Source organism: Streptomyces sp. NPDC048383 (genome assembly GCF_040651775.1).
Taxonomy (GTDB): domain Bacteria; phylum Actinomycetota; class Actinomycetes; order Streptomycetales; family Streptomycetaceae; genus Streptomyces.
Window position 1 is genome coordinate 1 of the sequence record NZ_JBEZKS010000050.1, and the last position, 21390, is coordinate 21390.

The following is a 21390-nucleotide window of genomic DNA, read 5'->3' on the forward strand; positions in this document are numbered from 1 at the left end:
CGGCGTCGAGCGGGTTGGTGATCTCCGGTGAGCTGTATTCGGGGTGCGCGTATCTCGTCGCCGAAACCGGGGACGAAGCGGTAGATCATCGCGGACGCGAAGATCGCGAGGAGGATGATCGCGAGCCGCAAGCTCGGCCTGACCCCCGGCACCCGGCTCCTGCCCTCGGCACAAGGGCGGTGCTACTTGCCCTTGGCGGCTTCCTTGAGCTTGGAGCCCGCGGAGACCTTCACGCTGTAGCCGGCCGGAATCTGGATGGGGTCGCCGGTCTGCGGGTTGCGCGCGGTGCGAGCGGCACGGTGGGTGCGCTCGAAGGTCAGGAAGCCGGGAATGGTGACCTTCTCGTCGCCCTTGGCGACAATCTCGCCGACGGTCTCGGCGAGCGCGGCCAGAACGGCGTCGGCGTCCTTGCGGGTCACCTCGGCGCGCTCGGACAGAGCGGCCACCAGCTCACTGCGGTTCATGTTGTACTCCCGTGTTCAACTTGCCTTAGAGGCGTGAGATCGAAGCCGATGCTGCCAGGGCCCTCGGACAGTCCCCGGACCCGGGTCTGAACGTCAGACCCTCTCGCCCGGTTACGCATCCTGCCCCCACCAGCGGCGGGAAAGCCAATCCGGCACCCGCCAGGGTCACACGAAAAGCGCCACAGTCACGCCGCGGTGACGCTCCGTCCGCACCGGAGGCCATCCGGTTGGATGCGGACCGCGAGCCACGCGGGCATCCCCGCAACCCTAGAGGCGGCCCGCCGGGCCCGCATCCCGCGACGCGCCGGGACGCGGGCGTGGGGCCCGTCACAACGGCGGCCGGAACGCGCTTCGAACGGGTCTTCGGACAGCCGTGGGACCGTCCGGCAGCGGCCGTTCGGACGGAGCGCCCGAACGGGCGGCCGGAACGGCGCGCGGGGGGCGGTCCGCGGGGCGGGCCGACGGAGGCCGGCCCGAGGGGCCGAACGGGGCTCCGGGCCCCGCCTGTCGGCCACGGGCCGCCCGTACGGCCGTGGCGGCACGCGGCGGGTGCGTGCGGCGCCGCACGCACCGCCCCACGCGCCGTCAGGCACGCCGAACGGGCCCAGCGGGTCCGTGGTGGCCGCCGAGCCCGTCCGGGAGGCTACTGACCGGCGGTGGCGGCCTTGCGGACCGCTCCGGCGACCGCGCCCGCGACCTTGTCGTTGAAGACCGACGGGATGATGTAGTTCGCGTTCAGCTCGTCCTCGCCGACGACGTCCGCGAGGGCGGTGGCGGCGGCCAGCATCATGTCGGTGTTCACGGTGCGGGACTGAGCGTCCAGCAGACCGCGGAAGACGCCCGGGAAGACCAGCACGTTGTTGATCTGGTTCGGGAAGTCCGAGCGGCCGGTGGCCACGACGGCCGCCGTCCGGCGGGCGACGGCCGGGTCCACTTCGGGGTCCGGGTTCGCGAGCGCGAACACGATGGCGCCCTCGGCCATGGCCGCGACGTCCTCGCCGGAGAGCACGTTGGGGGCCGAGACGCCGATGAAGACGTCGGCGCCGACCACGGCCTCCTTGAGGGTGCCGGTGTAGCCCTCGGGGTTGGTGTTGTCCGCGATCCAACGCAGCGGGGAATCGGCCGCCGCGTCCACCAGGTCGGGACGGCCCGCGTGCACGACACCGTGGATGTCGGCGCTGACCGCGTTCTTGACTCCCGCCGCGAGGAGCAGCTTCAGAATGGCCGTACCGGCGGCGCCGGCGCCGGACATGACGACCTTGACGTCACCAACTGCCTTGCCGACGACGCGAAGTGCGTTGGTCAGCGCGGCGAGGACGACGATCGCGGTGCCGTGCTGGTCGTCGTGGAAGACGGGGATGTCGAGGGCCTCGCGCAGCCGGGCCTCGATCTCGAAGCAGCGCGGTGCGGAGATGTCCTCCAGGTTGATGCCGGCGAAGCCCGGGGCGATGGCCTTGACGACGGCCACGATCTCGTCGGGGTCCTGGGTGTCCAGGCAGATCGGCCAGGCGTCGATGTCGGCGAAGCGCTTGAAGAGGGCCGCCTTGCCCTCCATGACCGGCATGGCGGCCATCGGGCCGATGTTGCCCAGGCCCAGCACGGCGGAGCCGTCCGTCACAACTGCGACGGTGTTGCGCTTGATGGTCAGGCGCCGGGCGTCCTCGGGGTTCTCGGCGATCGCCATGCACACGCGGGCGACGCCCGGGGTGTAGATCATCGAGAGGTCGTCACGGTTGCGGATGGGGTGCTTGGACGCCATCTCGATCTTGCCGCCGAGGTGCATCAGGAAGGTTCGGTCGGAGACCTTGCCGAGGCTGACGCCCTCGATGCCGCGCAGCTTCTCGACGATCTCGTCGGCGTGCGCGGTGGAGGTCGCGGCGATGGTGACGTCGATACGGAGCTTTTCGTGGCCGGAGGCGGTCACGTCGAGGCCGGTGACCGAGCCCCCTGAAGACTCCACGGCGGTGGTGAGCTGGGAGACCGCGGTTCCGCTCGCGGGCACTTCCAGGCGGACCGTCATCGAATACGAGACGCTGGGCGCCGTTGCCATGGCCGTGTTCCTCTTCTGTCCCTGATTTCGCTGTACACGGGGCCCGCACACGACAGGTGTGACGGGTCCCGTTGTCCGATCGTCCCACCTACCAGCCGGTAAAAGGTAACCAGCTACAAATTTCGGAAGAACTCTTCCACCATACGAGAGAGTCAGGGCCGGCGGAATGGTGGATTAACACAAAACAGGTCCGCGCCCCCCACTGGGTGGAGGGCGCGGACCTGGTGTTCCGTCTAAGACACCGACCCGCCATGCTCGCCTCGCGGCAAGTGGTCGCTCTGAGCGACGAAGGTTGGGCCCGGGGGCTTGGATCGAGCCGGTGTCCTGACCAGGCTAACAAAGGTTCGCCGAATGCGATCCCCCTCCAGCGGGTTCGATCGCCCGATCACGCTCCTGGCCGCGGGCCATCCGGCCCCGCCCGGGAAGCCGACCCGGGGGCGGGCGGCGGGAACCCGGCCCCGGGACGCGGGCGGCGTACGGGGCCGGGGTTCGCGTACCGGGTTCGGGTACCGGGTTGGCGTACCGGGTTGGCGTACCGGGTTCGCCCCTCAGGGCCGCAGCAGCTCCGCGACGCCGTCCGGGCCCGGCCGGTCGCCCGGCGCCGAGACCACCGTCAGCTGCTGCGTCGCGCGCGTGAGCGCCACGTACAGGACGCGCAGGCCGGCCGGGGACTCGTTCGCGATCTCCGCCGGGGAGACCACCACCGTGGCGTCGTACTCCAGGCCCTTGGCCTCCAGGCTGCCCAGCGCCACGGCACGCTCCCCGAGGTCGGCCAGCCAGCCGGCCGCCTCCGCCCGGCGGTCCATGGCGACGACGACGCCGACCGTGCCGTCCACCTGCTCCAGCAGCCGCCGGGTCTCCTCCCGGACGGACGCGCCCAGGTCTGCGCCGGCCACCGCGAAGCGGGGCTCCAGGCCGGTGGAGCGCACCGCGGTGGGCGGCTCCATGCCCGGCATCGCCAGCTTCAGCACCCGCGAGGCGACCTCGGCCACCTCGGCCGGGTTGCGATAGTTCACCGTGAGCGTGAAGCGCCGGCGCGGCCTGCGCCCCAACGCCTCGTCCCGGGCGGCGGCCGCCTCCTCGGGATCGGTCCACGAGGACTGCGCCGGGTCACCGACCACCGTCCAGGTGCCCATCCGGCCCCGCCGGCCCACCATCCGCCACTGCATCGGCGTCAGGTCCTGGGCCTCGTCGACGATCACGTGCGCGTACTCGGTGCGCTCGGCCGCGATCCGTTCCGCCCGCTCCCACTGGGTCTCCTCGCGGGTCGGCATCAGCTCCTCCAGCCCGCTGAGCTGGTCCAGCGGATCCATGTCCCGCCTGCGCCTGGGCCGCGCCGGCGCGCCGAGGAGCTGCTGGAGCTCGTCCAGCAGGGCCACGTCGTGCACCGACAGCGGACCCTTGCCGTCCGGGCCGACCCGGCGCAGGGAGCGCGCCAGCTGCCGGGTCTCGCGCGGGTTCAGGTCCCGGCGAGACCAACGGCCGAGGCGCCGCTCGTCGGCCATCGCCGCGAGGACCTTGCGCGGGGTGAGCTCGGGCCACCAGGCGTTCAGGAACCCGATGAAGTCGTCCTCCGTCGAGATGTCCTCGTCGAACGCGGACCGCAGCTCGGCCGCGAGCTCCGGGTCGCTGTGCCGGCCCGCGCCGCCGGACTTCGAGTAGAGGGCGTCGAGGAGCAGCTTGCGGGCGCGCGGGCGCAGCAGGTTCACCGGCGCCGTCCCGCCGAGCACGTTCTGCCGGATCCGGTTCAGCTCGGCGGACTCCAGCTCCTGACGCCGCCCGAAGGCCACGACGCGCAGTCGATCGGGCGCGTCGCCCAGCTCCAGGGCGCCCCGTACGGCCTTGCGGAGCACCTTGAGCATCCGGGAGGAACCCTTGATCCGGGCGACGGCCGGATCGTCGTACGTGGTCGCCTCGGCCCCGTCGACGAGCGAGCCGAGTGCCCGGATGGCGACCTGCCCCTCCTCGCCGAGGGACGGCAGCACGCCCTCCGTGTAGGCGACGAGCAACGGGGTCGGCGACACGATCAGGATGCCGCCGGAGTAGCGCCGCCGGTCCTGGTAGAGCAGGTACGCCGCCCGGTGCAGGGCGACGGCGGTCTTCCCGGTGCCGGGCCCGCCCGCCACCTCGGCGACGGACGCGGCGGGGGCCCGGATGACCAGGTCCTGTTCGGCCTGGATGGAGGAGACGATGTCGCGCATGGAGTGCGTCCGCGCCCGACCGAGGGCGGCCATCAGCGCCCCGTCGCCGATGGCGGGCAGCTCGACGCCGTCGAGGGTGGCGGTGACCTCGGGACGCATCAGGTCGTCCTCGACACCGAGCACCTTGCGGCCCTTGGACCGGATCACGCGCCGCCGCACGACACGGCCGGGGTCCTTGGGCGTGGACCGGTAGAACGGCGCGGCCGCGGGGGCGCGCCAGTCGATGACGAGGGGCGCGTAGTCGGTGTCGAGTACGCCGATGCGCCCGATGTGCAGGGTTTCGGCGATGTCGGCGGTGAGGTCCGGGCGGATCGCGTCGTCGGCGGGCTCGACGGAGGTGAAGGCGCCGTCGGCGCCGCGCTCCCCGTCCTTGCCCTGGACCAGGTCGATCCGTCCGAAGAGGAAGTCCTCGAACTCGTTGTTCAACCGGTTGAGGTGGATCCCGGCGCGGAACACCTGCGCGTCGCGCTCGGCGAGCGCGCCGGGCGTGCCGACCTGGCCCCGTTTGGCGGCGTCGTTCACCAGGAACTCGGCCTCGTGGATCTTCTCCTCAAGGCGTCGGTACACCTGGTCGAGATGCGTCTGCTCGCCCGCGATCTCCCGATCGCGGACGGAATCCGCCGTGCTGTCGACAGCGGCATTCTGCGCGGCCACCAAGGCCCCCTTCTGACGTGCATGGGCGACCGTCAACCGTACGCGAATCCAGCCCCTGTCCGCACGCCGGTTCCGCGCGCCGGACGAATTGCGCGGATCGGGGCGGGGGGAGCGCGATCGGACTTGGGGGGGTTGGGGAGGGTTTGAGGGGAGGGGGTGGGGAGCGGGTCTCTCAACGATGAGACGAGGGGACGGACCCGTTCCTGCCCATCCGTCCCCCATGCCGTTCCTTCGGGGGTTTCCCCCCCCCGAGGTGCGCCGCCCACCCGTCGTCAGCCCGACCCCGCCCCCGCCACCCCCGCCACCCTCCGGCGGTGGCGGGCCACGCGTTCGCGGTTGCCGCAGAGTTCGCTGCTGCACCAGCGGCGGCGGTGGCCGCGGGAGGTGTCCAGGTAGACCCGGGCGCAGCCGTCGCCCGCGCAGGCGCGGAGCAGGGCCATGTCGCCGGGTTCCGTGAGGAGTTCGACGGCGTCGCGGGCCACCGCGGCGAGCAGGCCGGCGCATTCGACGCCGCCGCACAGTTCCCGTACGAGGTGGCCCTCACGGTCCCGGACGGCGCACAGGCCCGGGGGTGGGCCCGCGGCCGCCGCGTTGACCCGGGCGAGGGCGTCCTCGGCGGGGGGCCGGCCATTGAGTGCGGCGCGGACGAGGCGGTCGACGTCGTCGCGCAGGCCGCGGAACGCGGCCACCCAGTCGGGGCCCAGGCCTCCCAGCGGGGTCCGGTCGGGCACCAGGCCGGCGCCGACGAGCCACAGGCGCAGCTCGTCGCCGTCGCGGAGGCCTTCGGTGTCCCCGTGGGGGGTGAAGGTGGCCAGCAGGGCCAGACAGACCCGTCCGGACTCGAACCACATGCCCGTCACCGCCTCGGTCGCCGGGAGCCGCCTCCCCAGAGTGCCGTCGGCGGGGGCGATGCGGAACCCCCCGCGAGGGGGGCTACGGGGCGGGCGGGTCGTCGTGGAGCAGGCGTTGGAAGAGGACGTGGTCGCGCCAGGCCCCGTTGATGTGGAGGTAGCGGGGCGCGAGTCCGTACGCGGTGAAGCCGGCCTTGGCCAGGACCCGCTGGGAGGCGAGGTTGTCCACCAGGGTGCCGGCTTCGACGCGGTGCAGCCCGGCCTCGTCGCGGGCGATCCGGCAGACCTCCTCGACGGCGGCCGTCGCGATCCCCTTGCCGGCCCACACCCGGTCGATCCAGTAGCCGACGCCGCCGCTGCACAGCGGGCCGCGGACGAGGTTGCCGAGGTTGATCGTCCCGATCGGGGCGCCGTCGGCGGTCAGGACGTACGGCAGGGCCCGCCCGGCGTCGCGGTCGGCGAGCAGGGTCCGCAGCCGCTCCAGCTGGCCCCCCTCGGTGTAGAACTCCGGGGCGCGCCCGGGCTCGTACGGCGCCATGTACGCGCGGTTGCGGGCCAGTACGTCGGCCAGCCCGGCGGCGTCGTCGAGCGTGACGCCCCTCATCCCCACCCCGTCAACGATCATCCGAGCACGCTAACGGAACCGCCCCGCCCTGCCCAGGCCCCGGCCCGGCCGGCTCACGGGCAGGGCGCCCCGCCCCTCACCCCCGCTCCGCGAAGCGGTCCTCGCCGCCGGCGTCCACCGACAGCCGGTAGCCGCGTTTGACCACCGTCTGGATCAGCAGCGGCGCCCCGAGGGCGGCCCGCAGTCGGGCCATCGCCGTCTCGACGGCGTGCTCGTCGCTGCCCGCGCCCGGCAGGGCCCGCAGCAGGTCGGCCCGGGACACCACCCAGCCGGGCCGCCGGGCCAGCGCCGCGAGCAGGGCCATGCCGGCCGGGGGCACCGCCCGCAGCTCGGCGTCGACGAGCACCGCGTGTCCGCGGATCTCCAGCCGGTGTCCGGCCACGGCGAGCACCCGGGCCCGCCCGGGCAGTTCCTGGCAGAGCAGTTGGACGAGCGGTCCGAGCCGGAAGCGTTCGGGCTGGACGGTGGGGACGTCCTCCGCCTGTAGCGGCAGCGCGGTGACCGGGCCCACGCAGGCGGCCAGGACGGGCCCGCGCAGCGCCTCCAGCACGGCCTCCCGCAGTCCGCGTTCCGCGGCCCGGGAGAGCAGGGAGGCGGCGGCGGGCGCGGAGGTGAAGCCGAGGGCGTCGACGGTGCCCACGGCCACCGCGTCGAGCAGTCGGTCCAGCGGGGCGAGGTCCTCCGGCGGCATCCACCGGTAGACGGGTACGGGGACCACGTCGGCGCCGCCGGCGCGCAGCGCCTCGACGAAGCCGGGCAGGGGTTCGCCGTGGAGTTGGAGGGCGATGCGGCGGCCGGCGACGCCGCCGTCGAGCAGCCGGTCCAGGACCTCGGCGAGCGATTCGGACGCCGGTGACCAGGACTCCACCAGCCCGGCGGCCCGTACGGCGCCCTTCACCTTGGGTCCGCGTACGAGGAGTTCGCTCGCCCGGAGCCGGGCCAGCAGGTCCTCGCCGATGCCCCACCCGTCGGCGGCCTCGATCCAGCCGCGGAAGCCGATGGCGGTGGTCGCGACGACGACGTCCGGCGGGCTGTCGACGAGTTGCTTGGTAGCGGCCATCAGCTCACTGTCGTCGGCCAGCGGCACGATCCGCAGGGCGGGCGCGTGGATGACGGCCGCCCCGCGCCGCTTCAACAGCGCGATGAACTCGTCCGCCCGGCGGGCGGCGGTGACCCCGACGGTGAACCCGGCGAGCGGTCCGGTGGGAACGGCCGCTCCTCCGGCCCCTCCCCCGCCCGCTCGGGCCGCGCCACCGGCGGCCCGACGCCCGCCGCCGGCCGAACCCCCGTCCGCGCTCCCGCCCGCGCTCCCGCCCGCGTCCGCGGCCCGTCCGCCGTGCGTCGCGTCGTCGCCCTCGTGGTCGTCGTCCATCGTTGTGACCTGCCTCGGCTGCCGTGCCCGGGGCCCGCTGGGCCTTCCCGGGTGGGGTGGGGTGTCTCGTACGCGGTGGAGTCTCCCGTCCCCGAGGGGGTCGGGGTGTCCCGTCCCCCGATCGGATCGGGGTGTCCCGCCGCGCTCACCGAGCCTGCCAAGCCGGCGTGTCGGACTCGGTTCCACCGCATTTCGGCGCCGTAACGCCGCCCGCCGCGCCGGTGCCGTCACACGGCGGTGAGCTGCGGTTTCGCCTCGGTTCCGGCGGTGGGTGCCGGTACCGCCGCCGGGCGGCGAAGGTATACCGCCCAGGTGACGGCGCAGCACGCCGCGTAGAAGCCGAGGAAGGTGACGAAGGCGGCGGTGCCGGAGCCGGAGGAGGCGAACGCCTCCCGGAACACCAGGTTGATGGCGAGTCCGCCGAGCGCGCCGACGGCCCCGATCAGTCCCATGGCGGCGCCGGAGAGCCGGCGGCCGTACGCGGCGGCGTCCTCGCCGTCCATTCCGCGGGCCAGGGCCTTCGCCTGGAAGATCCCGGGGATCATCTTGTAGGTGGAGCCGTTGCCGACGCCGCTGAGCGCGAACAGGGCGACGAACCCGATCAGGAACACGGGCAGGGAGGCCCGTACGGAGGCCAGGACGACCACTCCGGTCGCCGCCGCCATCGCCACGAAGCAGGCCAGGGTGATCCGGGCGCCGCCGAGCCGGTCGGCGAGCGCGCCGCCCACGGGCCGCACCAGGGAGCCGAGCAGCGGTCCGATGAAGGTCAGCGACGCGGCCTGGAGCGGGGTCCGGCCGAACTGGGTCTGGAGCACCAGGCCGAAGGCGAAGCTGTAGCCGATGAAGGAGCCGAAGGTGCCGACGTAGAGGAACGCCATGATCCAGGTGTGGGCCTCACGGACCGCCTCCCGGACGGCGCCCGCGTCGTTGCGCACGGGTGCCAGGTTGTCCATGCGTACGAGGGCCAGGGCGGCCGCGGCGACGATCAGCGGCAGGTAGGCGGCGAGCAGCAGCCGGGGCCGGTCGGCCCCGGCGGTCGCGATGACGAGGAGGGCGGCGAGCTGCACGACGGGGACGCCGATGTTGCCTCCGCCCGCGTTGAGGCCGAGGGCCCAGCCCTTCTTGCGGAGCGGGAAGAAGGCGTTGATGTTCGTCATCGACGAGGCGAAGTTGCCGCCGCCCACCCCGGTGAGCGCGGCGACGACCACGAAGGTGGCGTACGAGGTGCCGGGCTCCATGACGAAGAGCGCGGCGACGGTCGGCGCGAGGAGCAGCAGGGCGCTGACGACGGTCCAGTTGCGGCCGCCGAAGCGGGCGACGGCGAAGGTGTAGGGCACGCGCACCAGGGCCCCGACGCAGGTGGCGGTGGCGATGAGGAAGAACTTCCCGGCGGGGTCGATGCCGTAGCGGGGACCCATGAAGAGGACCATCACGGACCACATGGACCAGATGGAGAAGCCGATGTGTTCGGAGAGGACGGAGTAGAGGAGGTTGCGGCGGGCGGTCCGCTCCCCGGTCTCCTTCCAGAACGTCTCGTCCTCGGGGTCCCACCGCTCGATCCAGCGGCCCCCCTCGCGCGGTGCGGTCGTACGGGTCATCACTCGCCTCCACAGCTCTCGCATCCTTGGTCCGACGGTAGGAAGGGCGCGTTTCGGCCCCGGTCCCCGCCGGATGACCGGCGGGATACCGTGCACTCACCCGCCGCCGGGGCCCGGTGTGAGTGTGGCGGGGAGCCAGCTGCCCGGGGGGACGTCCAGCCAGCCGGCCGGGCCCTGGAGTTCCTCGACGGCCCGCAGCAGGGCGTCGAGGCCGGGGTGGCGCAGGTCCGTGCGCCACACCATGGCCAGCGGGGACAGCGGGACGGGGTCGACGAGGGGCCGTTTGACGGCTCCGGGCATGTCGGCGAAGCCGACGGTGACCAGGACCGGGTTGCGGGTCTTGGCCATCACCCGGCCGAACTCCTCCTTGCCGACGGCGACCGGGGCGGGCGGCGCCGCGTGGATGCCCCGGCCGGCGAACAGTTCGCCGGCCAGCCGCGTCCACTCCGCGGTGCGCGGGTTCCCGGCCCCCGTGTACACGGTCTCCCCGGCCAGCGCGGCCAGTGGTACGTCGTCCCGCGCGGCCAGCGGGTGCCCGTCGGGCAGCAGCACGGCGAGGGGTTCGTACCGCACGGGCCGGTGCGCGAGGCGGGAGCGCAGCGCCGGGTCGAGGCCGGCGGCGTAGCCGAAGGAGACGTCCAGCCGGCCGGCGACGACCTCCCCGGCGGCGTGGGTGAGGCCGCTCTCGAAACGGGCCATCAGTTCGCAGCCGGGGGCGAGTTCGCGGGCGCGTTCCAGGACGCTGCGGCCGGTGCCGGGGCCGTCGGTGTTGACGTCGACGAGGAGGGCGCGGGGCGGCCCGGTGAAGGCGGCGGCGAGTTCCTCGTGCGCGCGCAGCACCTCGCGGGCGTACGGGAGCAGTCGCTCGCCCTCGGGGGTGAGTTCCACGGCCCGGGTGGTGCGGGCGAACAGCGGCGCGCGGACGAGAAGTTCGAGGCGGCGCACGTCGCGGCTGAGCGCCTGCTGGGCCACGTGGAGGCGGGCGGCGGCGCGGGAGAAGTGGAGGTCCTCGGCGACGGCGACGAAGCCGCGCAGCAGCCGGGGGTCGACATCGCGGGTGGTCATCCCCGGAGATTAACAACTCGGAGCGGTGAATGGCCCCCGAACAGGTGTTGGACCGCGGGCCGATGCGGGCCGCAGGCTCGTGGCATGCCGCAGAAGACCCCGTTCATGGCCGTAACGGGCAGCACCCTGGTCCTGTCCCCCCGCCGCCCCGGCCCCGTCGCCCCCGCCCGCGCCGTCGCCCCCGCCACCCGCCGTACCCGCCCGCCGGGCCCGTACCGCCGGCTGTTCGCCGTGCCGGGCGCCCGGGGCTTCACCGCCGGGAACCTGATCGCCCGCCTGCCGATGGGCATGTTCGGGATCAGCGCCGTACTGATGATCGCGGGCCAGCGCGGTTCGTACGCCCTCGCCGGCGCGGTCACCGCGACCGGACTGGCGGCCACCGCGCTCGTCGCCCCGTGGACGGCCCGGCTGGTCGACCGGTACGGCCAGGCCCGGATCGCCCTGCCGGCCACCGCGGTCGCGGTCCTCGGCTCGCTGTCGCTGGTCCTGTGCGTCCGTACGCAGGCACCGGCCTGGACCCTGTTCGCCTCGTACGCGGCCACCGCCACCACCCCCAACATCGGCGGCATGTCCCGGGCCCGCTGGACCCACCTGCTGCCCCCGGCCTCGCACCACACGGCGATGTCCTTCGAACAGGCCGCCGACGAACTCTGCTACCTGCTCGGCCCGGTGGCGGCCGCGTTCCTGTGCACGGCGCTCTTCCCGGAGGCGGGCACCCTCGTCGCGGCGGTCCTGCTGCTGACCGGGATGGCGGTGTTCACCGCGCACCGCGCCACGGAGCCGCCGGCCGCCGGCGCCCGGCCCGTGACCGGCGCCGACCCTTCCCCGGCGCGCCGGCTGCTGCCGCTGCTCGGGCTGTTCCTCGCCACCGGGGTCGTGTTCGGCTCGATGGAGGTCACCTCGATCGCGCACCTCGGCGCGCAGGGGCTCGGCGCCGCCACCGGCCCGGTCCTCGCCCTCCAGGCGGCGGGCTCCTGCGCGGCAGGCCTGCTCTACGGCACCCGCCGGCCCCGGAGCCTGCGCACGTGCCTGCTCGCCCTGGCCGCGGCGATGGCGCTGCCCTGGATCGCGGCCGGCGCCGAGTCCCTGGCCCTGTTGGGCTGCGCGCTGTTGCTGGCGGGCGCGGCGACGGCCCCGGCGATGGTCACCGCGATGGCCCTGGTCCAGCGGGCCACCCCGCGGGAGCGGCTGAACGAGGGGCTGACCCTGGCCGTCACCGCCATCCTCGGCGGCATCGCCGTCGGTTCGGCCACGGCGGGCCTGACCGTCGACCGCCTCGGCACGACGACGGCGTACCTGCTGCCCGCCGCGGCCGCCCTGTTGGCCCTGCTCGGCGCCGTGACGGGACGATTTGATCCGGCGGCCGAGTGATCACTCCCGCGTGGTACGCACCACCGCCGCGCGGGATCGGCCATAACTGGGGAGCCTTCCCCCCGACGCCCTTCCCCTTGCGGAGGAACACCCCTTGCCTGCTTCCCGTTCCGTGCCCGCCGCCCTGTTCGTCGCCGCCGTCACCGCCGGCTGCCTGCTGCCGGCCGCGCCGGCCCTGGCCGCCGCCTCGGACCTGCGCTTCTCCCAGCCGTACGTCCCCTCGATCGCTCCCGGCACGACGGGGCGCGTGGTCATCTCGGCCGCGGGCGGGGCGGACGCGACGCGCAGCAGCACCTTCCGCATCACCGCTCCGGAGCGGACGACGTTCCCCGAGGCCCGCGTCTACTGGAACGGCGACCGCGCGGCCGGTTCGTGCGAGCGCTCGTCGGACGCCCGCCTGCTGACCTGCGACGCGGGAACCCGCGCGGGCTTCACCTTCCCGGCGAACACCCGGACCCGGCTCGCGGTGGCGCTGCACGTGGACGCGGACGCCCCCGAGGGCGCCACCCTGGACGGCGGCGAATGGGCCGCCGGCTCCGAGGAGTCGGCCCTGTTCGCGGTGTCCACCCCGGTGACGGGCCCCAAGGGCGACGACGGCCGGCCGGGCCACGACGGTCACGACGGCAAGCCCGGCCACCACGGCAAGCCGGGCCGCCCCGGCCCGCAGGGCGACAAGGGCGACAAGGGCGACCAAGGGGACCAGGGCGAACGCGGCCCCAAGGGCGACCGCGGCGACACCGGCCCGCAGGGCCCGAAGGGCGACCAGGGCCCGTCGGGCGGACCCCGCGGCGAGAAGGGCGACCGCGGCGAACGGGGCGAACGCGGCCCCAAGGGCGACCGCGGCGACACCGGCCGGGGCGGCCCCGCCGGTCCCCGCGGCGAGGCGGGCCCGCGCGGCCCGAAGGGCGACCGCGGCCCGTCCGACGGCCCCCAGGGCCCGAAGGGCGACCGCGGCCCGAAGGGCGACAAGGGCGACAACGGAAAGCCCGGCGCCTGCAAGAAGTGCGAGAACGGCCACGGCGGTCACGACAAGCCCGGTCACGACAAGCCGGGCCACAGCAAGCCCGGTCACAACAAGCCGGGCCACGACGAACACGGCAAGAAGACCCCGAAGGCCCGCATCGTCCCGCCCGGCAAGGGCCTCGGCATCCGCTCCGGCCCCGGCACCAACTACGCCGAGAAGGGCAAGGCGCCGACCGGCACGGTCGTGGCCCTCCAGTGCAAGGTCAACGGCCAAAAGGTCCACGGCAACACGATTTGGTACAAACTCGCCGACGGCACCGGCTGGATCGCCGCCCGCTACGCCCAGAACCTCAACAAGGTCCCCTTCTGCTGACCTGACCCCCGCACGGGTCCCCCACCCCGCCCGGACATGACGAAGGCCCCGCTGCCAGGAGCTGCGGGGCCTTCTTCTTCAAGGAGCACCGAGGAGCACCGGAACCGGAGGAAGAGGAGACCCCCTTCCAGATAGGTACCAGTTCACGGTACCGGTCTCGTACCGTAAACTGGTACGAGCGAGAAGGAGTGATCATGTCCATGAGCGCCAGCGAAGCACGGGCCAACCTCTTCCCCCTCATCGAACGCGTCAACACCGACCACCACCCGGTGCGGATCACGTCGCGCGGCGGCGACGCCGTCCTCATGTCCGCCGACGACTACGACTCCTGGCAGGAGACCGTCTACCTGCTGCGCTCCCCGGCCAACGCCCGGCGGCTGATGGAGGCCGTCGCCCGCGACCGGGAGGGTGCGCCCACGACGGTGACATCCCTCGATGAGCTTCGGGAGTTGGCCGGAGGCGAGGAGTGAGGAGCGTCCACTTCGACTCCGACGCCTGGGAGGACTTCCTCTTCTGGCTCGCGTCCGACCGGAAAAGGGCTCGCAGGATCACCCGTCTGATCGGGGAAATCCAACGCGACCCGTTCACCGGCATCGGCAAGCCCGAGCCCCTGAAGGGAGAGCTGTCCGGCTACTGGTCCCGCCGCATCGACGACGAGCACCGCCTCGTGTACCGGGCGGACGAGAAGGAAGTGAAGATCCTCAAGGCCCGGTATCACTACTGACCCCGCCCGGGCATGACGAAGGCCCCGCAGCCAGGAGCTGCGGGGCCTTCGCCTACATGGGGTGGTGGAGATGGCGGGAATCGAACCCGCGTCCAACGGTGCAGAAGTAGGGCTTCTCCGAGCGCATTCCGCTGCGCTTTTCTCGGCCCCGGAGATCACACGGACAAGTCTCCGACGGGCTCAGTCACTGTTTGATTTCCCTCTATCCCCCGTGACCGGAGTTAGAGGTTTAGATCCCTAATTGACGCCAGGATCCGGACCGGGACCACTTCCGGGCTGACGCTCCTCACAGAGGCTTCAGCTCACTGTTATTAGGCAGCGAGGGTGAAGCGGGAGTTATCGCTCTTGGAGTTGGCGATTATTGTTTGCGACATATGGTTAACGAGATCATTGCCGCTTCCTCGGCTCGCTTCCCCTACATCGACAGCCGCTGTCGAAACCGATCATCCCCATGTTTCACGCTGTTCAGTTATTGAGATCCAGCGGGCGCTCTCCATGCGTCCCGCTCGACCGGCGCCACCCGCAAGCGCGTGGTGCTGACGCCATCGTACGCGAAGTGGACCACTGCGTGCCAGGACATTAGAGCCGGCCCCGCTCCTTGCGCTTGACGGCCGAGATCACCCGGTTCGTCTCGCGCGTGTCCTGCTTCTCGCGCAGCGACTGGCGCTTGTCGTACTCCTTCTTGCCCTTCGCCAGCGCGATCTCGATCTTCGCCCGGCCGTCCTTGAAGTAGAGGGCGAGCGGCACGATCGTGTTGCCGGTCTCCCCCGTCTTCGAGTCCAGCTTGTCGATCTCCTCGCGGTGCAGGAGGAGCTTGCGCTTGCGCCGCGCGCTGTGGTTGGTCCAGGTGCCCTGGCTGTACTCCGGCACGTGCACGTTGTAGAGCCACGCCTCGCCGCTCTCCACCGACACGAACCCGTCCACCAGCGAGGCCCGGCCCTGACGCAGGGACTTGACCTCGGTGCCCGTGAGCACGAGACCGCACTCATAGGTGTCGATGATCGTGTAGTCGTGCCGCGCCTTCTTGTTCTGGGCGATCATCTTGCGCCCTGTTTCCTTAGCCATAGTGCGGTCATTTTCGCACTACGGACCCACCCCGAGGCCACCCAATACCTTGCGCGCCCGTTCCTCGGCCCCTTCGCGGGCCGCGAGGTCCGGGGTGATGCCGCCGCCGTCGAGGCTGCGGCCCGCCGGCGTGCGGTACGTGCCGACGGTCAGCTCGGCCACCGAGCCGTCCGGGAGCTCCGTGGGCATCTGCACCGAGCCCTTGCCGAAGGTGCGGGTGCCGACGGTGACCGCGCGGCCGCGGTCCTGGAGGGCGCCGGTGACGAGTTCGGCCGCGCTCATCGTGCCGCCGTCGACGAGGGCGACCAGGGGCCGCCCGGTGTCCCCGCCCGGGGCGGCGTACAGGGCGCGCTCGGAGCCCCGTACGTCGTACGTCGCCACCAGCCCGCCGTCCAGGAACGCGGAGGCCGCGGTCACCGCCTCGGCGACCAGCCCGCCCGGGTTGCCGCGCAGGTCCAGCAGGACGCCGGCGCCGGGCGGCGCCTCGCGGACGGCCGCCCGCACCCGCTCCCCCGAGCCGCGGGTGAAGGAGTCGACCTTGATGACGGTGACCCCGTCCGCGAGCCGGCGCACCGTCACCGGCTCGGCGCGCAGTTGCTCCCGGCGGACGGTCTCGGTGAGGTCCGCGCCGTCCCGGCTGAGGTGCAGCACCACCGGTGTGCCGGCCTCGCCGCGCAGCAGCGCCACCACGTCGACCACGGCGAGGCCGGTGACGGCCCGCCCGTCCACGCTCAGCAGTCGGTCCCCGGCGCGCAGGCCGGCCCGGGCGGCGGGGCCGGCGGCCTGGACGCGGTCGACGCGGATCCAGCCCTCGCGGGTACGTTCGGCCCAGAGCCCGACCCCGGTCCACCGGCCGTCGAGGTCCTCGGCGAAGGCGGCGTACTCGCCCCGGTCGTAGACGATGCCCCAGCGGTCCCCGCTGCGGCTGACCACCTCCTGGGCGGCCTTCTTGCCGGACTTGCCCTCGGCGACCGCCTCGGCGGCGGCCCGGGCGACGGCCTCCCGGTCGGCGGTGCCGCTCGCCCCGTCGGGGACGGCGGCGGGCGCGGGGCCCGGCGTCGGCCCGGAGGCGGCGGCCCGCGCGGGAACACTCGTACGGGCGAGGGCGCCGGCGTGCGCGGCGTCCCGGTGGCCGGTGCTCGCGGCGGCGACGACGGAGGTCACGAACACCAACGTCAGGACGGCCCCACGACGCAGGTCGCGGGGCCGGAGACGGTGAGCGGGCAGACCCGGCATGGCGCCGAGTCTAGGACAAGGCCCGCCGTGGCACGGCGGGTTGGGCGTACCTCACAGGGGGCGCTCGTCACACCTTCAGGTACTTGCGCAACGCGATGAAGGCGGCCAGCGAGGGCATCAGCAGCCCGATGACCAGCACCAGCGGCAGCTTGGTGAGGACGGCGTCCCAGCCGATGAAGTTGATCAGTTCGAGCTTGTCGCGGAGCGCGGCGCCGTGGTCGATCACGAAGTACTGGCCGGTGCCCAGCATCACGCAGGCCAGGACCGCCCCGATGAGGCCGGCGACGGCCGCCTCCATGATGAACGGGACCTGGATGTAGAAGCTGGAGGCGCCGACGAGCCGCATGATGCCCGTTTCCCGCCTTCGGCTGAAGGCGGAAACCCGCACGGTGTTGACGATCAGCAGCAGCGCCACGACCAGCATGATCAACATGATGCCGAGGGCCGCCCAGTTGAGGTAGCCGAGCAGCTTGAAGAGGTTGTCGAGCTGCGAGCTCTGGTCGGCGACCGACTGGACCCCGTCGCGGCCCGTGAAGGCGGAGGTGATGACCTCGTACTTCTCCGGGTTCTTCAGCTTCACGCGGAAGGAGTCGGGCATCTGGTCCGGGGTGACGACCGAGGCCAGTGCCGTGTGCCCGAAGCGCTCCTTGTAGTGCTTGTACGCCTCGTCCGAGGACTCGTACGTGACGGTCTGGACGAGCGTCATCGCCTTGAGCTCGGTCTCGATGCCCTGGCGCTGCTCGGGCGTCACGGCCCCCTTGGCGCAGGCGCGCGGCGAGCCGACCGCGTCGGACGCGCCGCCGGCGGCGGGCGGGCCGGCGGCCGCGGTCCCGGCGGCCTCCAGGGCGTCGTTCTTGGTGCAGAGGTAGACCGTGACGTTGACCTTGTCGTACCAGTACCCCTTCATCGCGCTCACCTGGTCGCGCATGAGCAGGGAGCCACCGAACAGGGCCAGCGACAGGGCCACGGAGATGATGACCGCGAAGGTCATGGTGAGATTGCGGCGGAGGCCGACGCCGATCTCCGACATGACGAACTGGGCGCGCATGACGTCTCAGGGGCCTTTCAGTGCTGGTAGCCGTAGACGCCGCGCGACTGGTCGCGCACGAGTCGGCCCTGTTCGAGTTCGATGACGCGCTTGCGCATCTGGTCCACGATCTGCTGATCGTGCGTCGCCATGATGACGGTGGTGCCGGTCCGGTTGATCCGGTCCAGCAGTTTCATGATCCCGACGGAGGTCTGCGGGTCGAGGTTGCCCGTCGGCTCGTCCGCGATCAGCAGGGCCGGACGGTTGACGAAGGCGCGGGCGATGGCCACGCGTTGCTGCTCGCCGCCGGACAGCTCGCCGGGCATCCGGCCCTCCTTGCCGCCGAGGCCCACGAGTTCCAGTACCTGCGGGACGGCCTTGCGGATCTCGCCCCGCGGTTTGCCGATGACCTCCTGCGCGAAGGCGACGTTCTCGGCGACCGTCTTGTTGGGCAGCAGCCGGAAGTCCTGGAAGACCGTCCCCAGCTGGCGCCGCATGTGCGGGACCTTCCAGTTGGAGAGCTTGGCGAGGTCCTTGCCCAGGACGTGCACCTGGCCGTGGCTGGCCCGCTCCTCGCGCAGGACGAGGCGCAGGAAGGTGGACTTGCCGGAGCCGGAGGAGCCGACCAGGAAGACGAACTCGCCCTTGGCGATGTCCAGGGAGACATCTCTGAGTGCGGGCCGGTTCTGCTTCGGGTAGGACTTGGAGACGTTGTCGAATCGGATCACGGGTGCACCACGGGGTCGCCGGGAGTAGGTGTGCGTGACCATACGCGAACGGACGGTGGGTGTGGACCCGGCCACCGCAGTTGCCCGAATAATCCCCGGGTACCCCCGCAGCCCGATCGTGATTGCCCGGACGGGCCGCGCCGAATGCCCTCGGAGCCGGCACAGTGGTAGAGGGAACGGACTCGGTCCCTGTGCCGTTGTACGAGGGGACGAGAGGAGGAGCGCATGACTTATGACCGGCTCGTGTGCGCGAACTGCGCCGCGCCCGTCAGCCAGGGCCGGTGCCCGGTGTGCCGGGCGAACCGGAAGCACCTCCAGCAGGAGGGCAATCCCTTCGCCGGGCTGAACCCGGTGACACTCATCGCGCTTCTGGTGGTGCTGGTCGCGGCGCTGGCGCTGGCGGCGCAGACCGCCTAGCCCGCGACACGTCCCGATCACACGGAATGGGGAAGGGCCCGGACACCCAAGGTGTCCGGGCCCTTCCTCGCGTCGTACCGTGCTGGGCCCCGCCTCGCGGGAGGTCCGTTACGCGGACTGCTCCTGCTGCTTGCGCCAGCGGATCCCGGCCTCCAGGAAGCCATCGATCTCGCCGTCGAGGACCGCCTGCGGGTTGCCGACCTCGAACTCCGTCCGCAGGTCCTTGACCATCTGGTACGGGTGCAGGACGTAGGAGCGCATCTGGTTGCCCCAGGAGCTTCCGCCGTCCTTGAGGGCGTCCATCTTGTCCTTCTCCTCCTGGCGGCGCCGTTCCAGCAGCTTGGCCTGGAGCACGTTCATCGCGCTGGCCTTGTTCTGGATCTGCGAGCGCTCGTTCTGGCAGGAGACGACGATGCCGGTCGGCAGGTGCGTGATGCGCACCGCGGAGTCGGTCGTGTTGACGCCCTGGCCGCCGGGACCGGAGGCGCGGTACACGTCCACGCGCAGCTCGGTCTCGTCGATCTCGACGTGGTCGCTCGTCTCGACGACCGGCAGCACCTCGACGCCCGCGAAGGAGGTCTGGCGGCGGCCCTGGTTGTCGAAGGGCGAGATCCGGACGAGCCGGTGCGTGCCCTGTTCGACGGAGAGGGTGCCGTAGGCGTAGGGGGCCTTGACGACGAAGGTGGTCGACTTGATGCCGGCCTCCTCCGCGTACGAGGTCTCGTACACCTCGGTCGCGTAGCCGTGCCGCTCGGCCCAGCGCAGGTACATGCGCTGGAGGCGCTCGGCGAAGTCGGAGGCGTCGACGCCGCCGGCCTCGGCGCGGATGTTGACCAGGGCCTCGCGCTCGGCGTACTCGCCGGAGAGCAGGGTCCGGACCTCCATCTCGTCCAGCGCCTTGCGCACGGAGACCAGCTCGGTCTCGGCCTCGGCGAGGGTGTCCGCGTCGTCCATTTCCTGGGCGAGCTCGAACAGCACCGCGAGGTCGTCGATGCGCCCGCGCAGGTTCTCGGTCTTGCGGACCTCGGCCTGGAGGTGCGAAAGCTTGCTCGTGATCTTCTGGGCGGCATCCGGGTCGTCCCACAGGGACGGCGCGGCGGCCTGCTCCTCAAGCACGGCGATATCGGCCCTCAGCTTGTCGAGGTCCAGGACGGCCTCGATCGACCCCATGGTCGAGGAGAGGGACTTCAGCTCTTCGGATACATCGACAACTGCCACGGGCCCAGCCTAGCCGGTCCCCGGACGGCACTCTCCGGTCAGGCCGGATCGGCACGTACGGAAGGGGGTGGGTACAGGCGTACGCTCACCGTATGACTGTCCTCCTCCTCGTGAAGCGCCGCCATGTGGACCACATGCGTGTCACGACGACGAGCTGTCTGCCGACGGAACACGCACGAGCCTGATCCACCCCGATCCGACTTCGGTCCTGTACGCGGCGGTCACGCGGCCCCGGCGCCACCCCTGCCGACCTGCCGTTCCTCCGCTGCCCCGCCATCTTTGGGGCGCAGGACCCCGTGACATCCGAAACGGAGCCGTCATGCCGTCCGCGCACCCCTCCTCCTCCGCGGCCGCCTCTCCCGTGGCCCCTTCCGCCCCGCCGACCGCCTCCCTGGCTGTGATCGACCTCTCCCGGGCCGACGACCCCGCGCAGCGCGACGACTTCCTGCGGCAGCTCCACGCGGCCGCCCGGGACACCGGGTTCCTCTACCTGACCGGGCACGGGATCAGCGAGCGGGAGACCGCCCGGATCCTGGAGCTGACCAGGGCCTTCTTCGCACTGCCGGAGGCCGACAGGCTGGCCGTGAGCAATCTGAACTCCCCGCACTTCCGCGGCTACACCCGCATAGGTCACGAGCTGACGGGCGGCGCCTCCGACTGGCGCGACCAGCTGGACGTCGGCGCGGAACGGCCCGCGCCGCGGGTGGGGCCGGGGGATCCCGCGTACCTGTGGCTGGAGGGCCCCAACCAGTGGCCGGCGGCCCTGCCCGAGCTGCGGGAGGTGGTGCTGTCCTGGCAGTCCCGGCTGGCGGCGGTGGCCCACCGGCTGCTGCGGGAGCTGCTGGCCTCGATCGGCGCGGCCCCCGACGCCTTCGACGCGATCTTCGCGGACCGCCCCCACCTGCACACGAAGCTGATCCGCTACCCCGGCTCGGCCCCGTCGGGCGCCGATCAGGGCGTCGGCGCGCACAAGGACTACGGGTTCCTGACCCTGCTGCTCCAGGACGGGGTGGGCGGGCTCCAGGTGGTGCGGGACGGCGGCTACGTCGACATCCCGCCGATGCCGGGGGCCTTCGTGGTCAACCTGGGCGAGCTGCTGGAGATCGCGACGGAGGGCTACCTGGTGGCGACCGACCACCGGGTGGTGAGCCCGCCGGGCGCGGTGGAGCGGTTCTCGGTGCCGTTCTTCTACAACCCGCGGCTGGACGCGGTGGTGGAGACGGTCCCCGGGGAGTACCTGCGCACGGCCCCCGGGGTGGCGCACGACGCGTCGAACCCGCTGCACGCCGAGTACGGCCGCAACGAGCTGAAGGGCTGGGTACGGGCCCACCCGGCGGTGGCCCGCCGTTGGCACCCGGAACTGGTCACGGCCTGACGGCCGCCGACCC

19 protein-coding genes and 1 other RNA gene are annotated in these 21390 nt (G+C 72.6%); 6 read left to right on the plus strand and 14 right to left on the minus strand.

Annotated elements, in window-relative coordinates; genetic code table 11:
• Window positions 1–182: 182 nt before the first annotated feature.
• From AB0D46_RS28605 to AB0D46_RS28640, 8 genes are all read right to left on the minus strand, one after another.
• Window positions 183–464: an HU family DNA-binding protein gene (locus AB0D46_RS28605; RefSeq protein WP_007264399.1), complete on the minus strand. Its 282-nt coding sequence runs from the start codon at window positions 462–464 to the stop codon at window positions 183–185.
• A gap of 643 nt (window positions 465–1107) precedes the next feature.
• The gene (locus AB0D46_RS28610; protein WP_362881640.1) at window positions 1108–2514 is read right to left on the minus strand and encodes an NAD-dependent malic enzyme; all 1407 of its coding nucleotides are present in this window, start codon (window positions 2512–2514) and stop codon (window positions 1108–1110) included.
• 548 nt (window positions 2515–3062) lie between these two features.
• Window positions 3063–5369, minus strand: a complete 2307-nt coding sequence (locus AB0D46_RS28615) for a UvrD-helicase domain-containing protein (RefSeq protein WP_362881641.1) — start codon at window positions 5367–5369, stop codon at window positions 3063–3065.
• A gap of 272 nt (window positions 5370–5641) precedes the next feature.
• Window positions 5642–6220, minus strand: a complete 579-nt coding sequence (locus AB0D46_RS28620) for an ABATE domain-containing protein (protein ID WP_362881643.1) — start codon at window positions 6218–6220, stop codon at window positions 5642–5644.
• Between the two features lie 82 nt (window positions 6221–6302).
• Complete coding sequence (locus tag AB0D46_RS28625; RefSeq protein ID WP_362881644.1) at window positions 6303–6845, minus strand: GNAT family protein; 543 nt, start codon at window positions 6843–6845, stop codon at window positions 6303–6305.
• A 76-nt stretch (window positions 6846–6921) separates the two neighbouring features.
• Window positions 6922–8217, minus strand: coding sequence for a uroporphyrinogen-III synthase (locus tag AB0D46_RS28630; protein WP_362881646.1), 1296 nt, complete (start codon window positions 8215–8217; stop codon window positions 6922–6924).
• Window positions 8218–8444: 227 nt separating this feature from the next.
• Entirely contained in the window at window positions 8445–9815 is a 1371-nt protein-coding gene (locus tag AB0D46_RS28635; RefSeq protein WP_362881647.1) for a nitrate/nitrite transporter, read from the minus strand.
• A gap of 96 nt (window positions 9816–9911) precedes the next feature.
• Entirely contained in the window at window positions 9912–10880 is a 969-nt protein-coding gene (locus AB0D46_RS28640) for a LysR family transcriptional regulator (protein WP_362881649.1), read from the minus strand.
• A gap of 84 nt (window positions 10881–10964) precedes the next feature.
• Between AB0D46_RS28640 and AB0D46_RS28645 the strand changes: the two genes are divergently transcribed.
• The 4 genes from AB0D46_RS28645 to AB0D46_RS28660 all read left to right on the plus strand — a co-directional run bounded on the left by AB0D46_RS28645 (window position 10965) and on the right by AB0D46_RS28660 (window position 14311).
• Window positions 10965–12251: an MFS transporter gene (locus AB0D46_RS28645; RefSeq protein WP_362881650.1), complete on the plus strand. Its 1287-nt coding sequence runs from the start codon at window positions 10965–10967 to the stop codon at window positions 12249–12251.
• Window positions 12252–12345: 94 nt separating this feature from the next.
• Window positions 12346–13587: an SH3 domain-containing protein gene (locus AB0D46_RS28650; protein WP_362881652.1), complete on the plus strand. Its 1242-nt coding sequence runs from the start codon at window positions 12346–12348 to the stop codon at window positions 13585–13587.
• 194 nt (window positions 13588–13781) lie between these two features.
• Window positions 13782–14057: a type II toxin-antitoxin system Phd/YefM family antitoxin gene (locus tag AB0D46_RS28655; RefSeq protein ID WP_362881654.1), complete on the plus strand. Its 276-nt coding sequence runs from the start codon at window positions 13782–13784 to the stop codon at window positions 14055–14057.
• A complete protein-coding gene (locus AB0D46_RS28660) occupies window positions 14054–14311 on the plus strand; it encodes a Txe/YoeB family addiction module toxin (protein ID WP_362881656.1) in 258 nt (85 codons plus the stop codon). Before AB0D46_RS28655 ends, AB0D46_RS28660 begins: the two co-directional genes overlap by 4 nt.
• Before the next feature lie 62 nt (window positions 14312–14373).
• On the opposite strand, the gene ssrA is transcribed toward AB0D46_RS28660, so the two are convergent.
• The 5 genes from ssrA to ftsE form a co-directional block, all read right to left on the minus strand.
• Window positions 14374–14762, minus strand: a transfer-messenger RNA (tmRNA) gene (ssrA, locus tag AB0D46_RS28665).
• Window positions 14763–14890: 128 nt separating this feature from the next.
• Window positions 14891–15376: an SsrA-binding protein SmpB gene (smpB, locus tag AB0D46_RS28670; RefSeq protein ID WP_362881658.1), complete on the minus strand. Its 486-nt coding sequence runs from the start codon at window positions 15374–15376 to the stop codon at window positions 14891–14893.
• Window positions 15377–15394: 18 nt separating this feature from the next.
• On the minus strand, window positions 15395–16612 hold the full coding sequence (locus AB0D46_RS28675) for a S41 family peptidase (protein ID WP_362881660.1): 1218 nt from the start codon (window positions 16610–16612) through the stop codon (window positions 15395–15397).
• Between the two features lie 67 nt (window positions 16613–16679).
• Entirely contained in the window at window positions 16680–17660 is a 981-nt protein-coding gene (gene ftsX, locus AB0D46_RS28680; protein WP_362881661.1) for a permease-like cell division protein FtsX, read from the minus strand.
• 17 nt (window positions 17661–17677) lie between these two features.
• Entirely contained in the window at window positions 17678–18367 is a 690-nt protein-coding gene (gene ftsE, locus AB0D46_RS28685; protein ID WP_030240478.1) for a cell division ATP-binding protein FtsE, read from the minus strand.
• Window positions 18368–18592: 225 nt separating this feature from the next.
• On the opposite strand from ftsE, the gene AB0D46_RS28690 reads away from it, so the two are divergent.
• Window positions 18593–18784 carry a hypothetical protein gene (locus AB0D46_RS28690; protein ID WP_362881663.1) on the plus strand — a complete coding sequence of 64 codons (192 nt, stop codon included), beginning with the start codon at window positions 18593–18595 and terminating at the stop codon, window positions 18782–18784.
• Between the two features lie 108 nt (window positions 18785–18892).
• On the opposite strand, the gene prfB is transcribed toward AB0D46_RS28690, so the two are convergent.
• The gene (gene prfB / locus AB0D46_RS28695) at window positions 18893–20002 is read right to left on the minus strand and encodes a peptide chain release factor 2 (protein ID WP_362881665.1); all 1110 of its coding nucleotides are present in this window, start codon (window positions 20000–20002) and stop codon (window positions 18893–18895) included.
• Window positions 20003–20321: 319 nt separating this feature from the next.
• On the opposite strand from prfB, the gene AB0D46_RS28700 reads away from it, so the two are divergent.
• A complete protein-coding gene (locus tag AB0D46_RS28700; RefSeq protein ID WP_362881667.1) occupies window positions 20322–21377 on the plus strand; it encodes a 2-oxoglutarate and iron-dependent oxygenase domain-containing protein in 1056 nt (351 codons plus the stop codon).
• The last annotated feature ends 13 nt before the right edge of the window (window positions 21378–21390 follow it).

Bases quoted from the DNA above. Each gene is read 5' to 3' on its own strand.
- ftsX (WP_362881661.1), bottom strand. From the start codon at position 17,660: ATGCGCGCCCAGTTCGTCATGTCGGAGATCGGCGTCGGCCTCCGCCGC.
- AB0D46_RS28675 (WP_362881660.1), bottom strand. From the start codon at position 16,612: ATGCCGGGTCTGCCCGCTCACCGTCTCCGGCCCCGCGACCTGCGTCGT.
- AB0D46_RS28655 (WP_362881654.1), top strand. From the start codon at position 13,782: ATGTCCATGAGCGCCAGCGAAGCACGGGCCAACCTCTTCCCCCTCATC.
- AB0D46_RS28690 (WP_362881663.1), top strand. From the start codon at position 18,593: ATGACTTATGACCGGCTCGTGTGCGCGAACTGCGCCGCGCCCGTCAGC.
- AB0D46_RS28635 (WP_362881647.1), bottom strand. From the start codon at position 9,815: ATGACCCGTACGACCGCACCGCGCGAGGGGGGCCGCTGGATCGAGCGG.
- AB0D46_RS28625 (WP_362881644.1), bottom strand. From the start codon at position 6,845: ATGATCGTTGACGGGGTGGGGATGAGGGGCGTCACGCTCGACGACGCC.
- AB0D46_RS28640 (WP_362881649.1), bottom strand. From the start codon at position 10,880: ATGACCACCCGCGATGTCGACCCCCGGCTGCTGCGCGGCTTCGTCGCC.
- AB0D46_RS28700 (WP_362881667.1), top strand. From the start codon at position 20,322: ATGCCGTCCGCGCACCCCTCCTCCTCCGCGGCCGCCTCTCCCGTGGCC.
- AB0D46_RS28620 (WP_362881643.1), bottom strand. From the start codon at position 6,220: ATGTGGTTCGAGTCCGGACGGGTCTGTCTGGCCCTGCTGGCCACCTTC.
- AB0D46_RS28610 (WP_362881640.1), bottom strand. From the start codon at position 2,514: ATGGCAACGGCGCCCAGCGTCTCGTATTCGATGACGGTCCGCCTGGAA.
- AB0D46_RS28645 (WP_362881650.1), top strand. From the start codon at position 10,965: ATGCCGCAGAAGACCCCGTTCATGGCCGTAACGGGCAGCACCCTGGTC.
- AB0D46_RS28630 (WP_362881646.1), bottom strand. From the start codon at position 8,217: ATGGACGACGACCACGAGGGCGACGACGCGACGCACGGCGGACGGGCC.
- smpB (WP_362881658.1), bottom strand. From the start codon at position 15,376: ATGGCTAAGGAAACAGGGCGCAAGATGATCGCCCAGAACAAGAAGGCG.
- AB0D46_RS28605 (WP_007264399.1), bottom strand. From the start codon at position 464: ATGAACCGCAGTGAGCTGGTGGCCGCTCTGTCCGAGCGCGCCGAGGTG.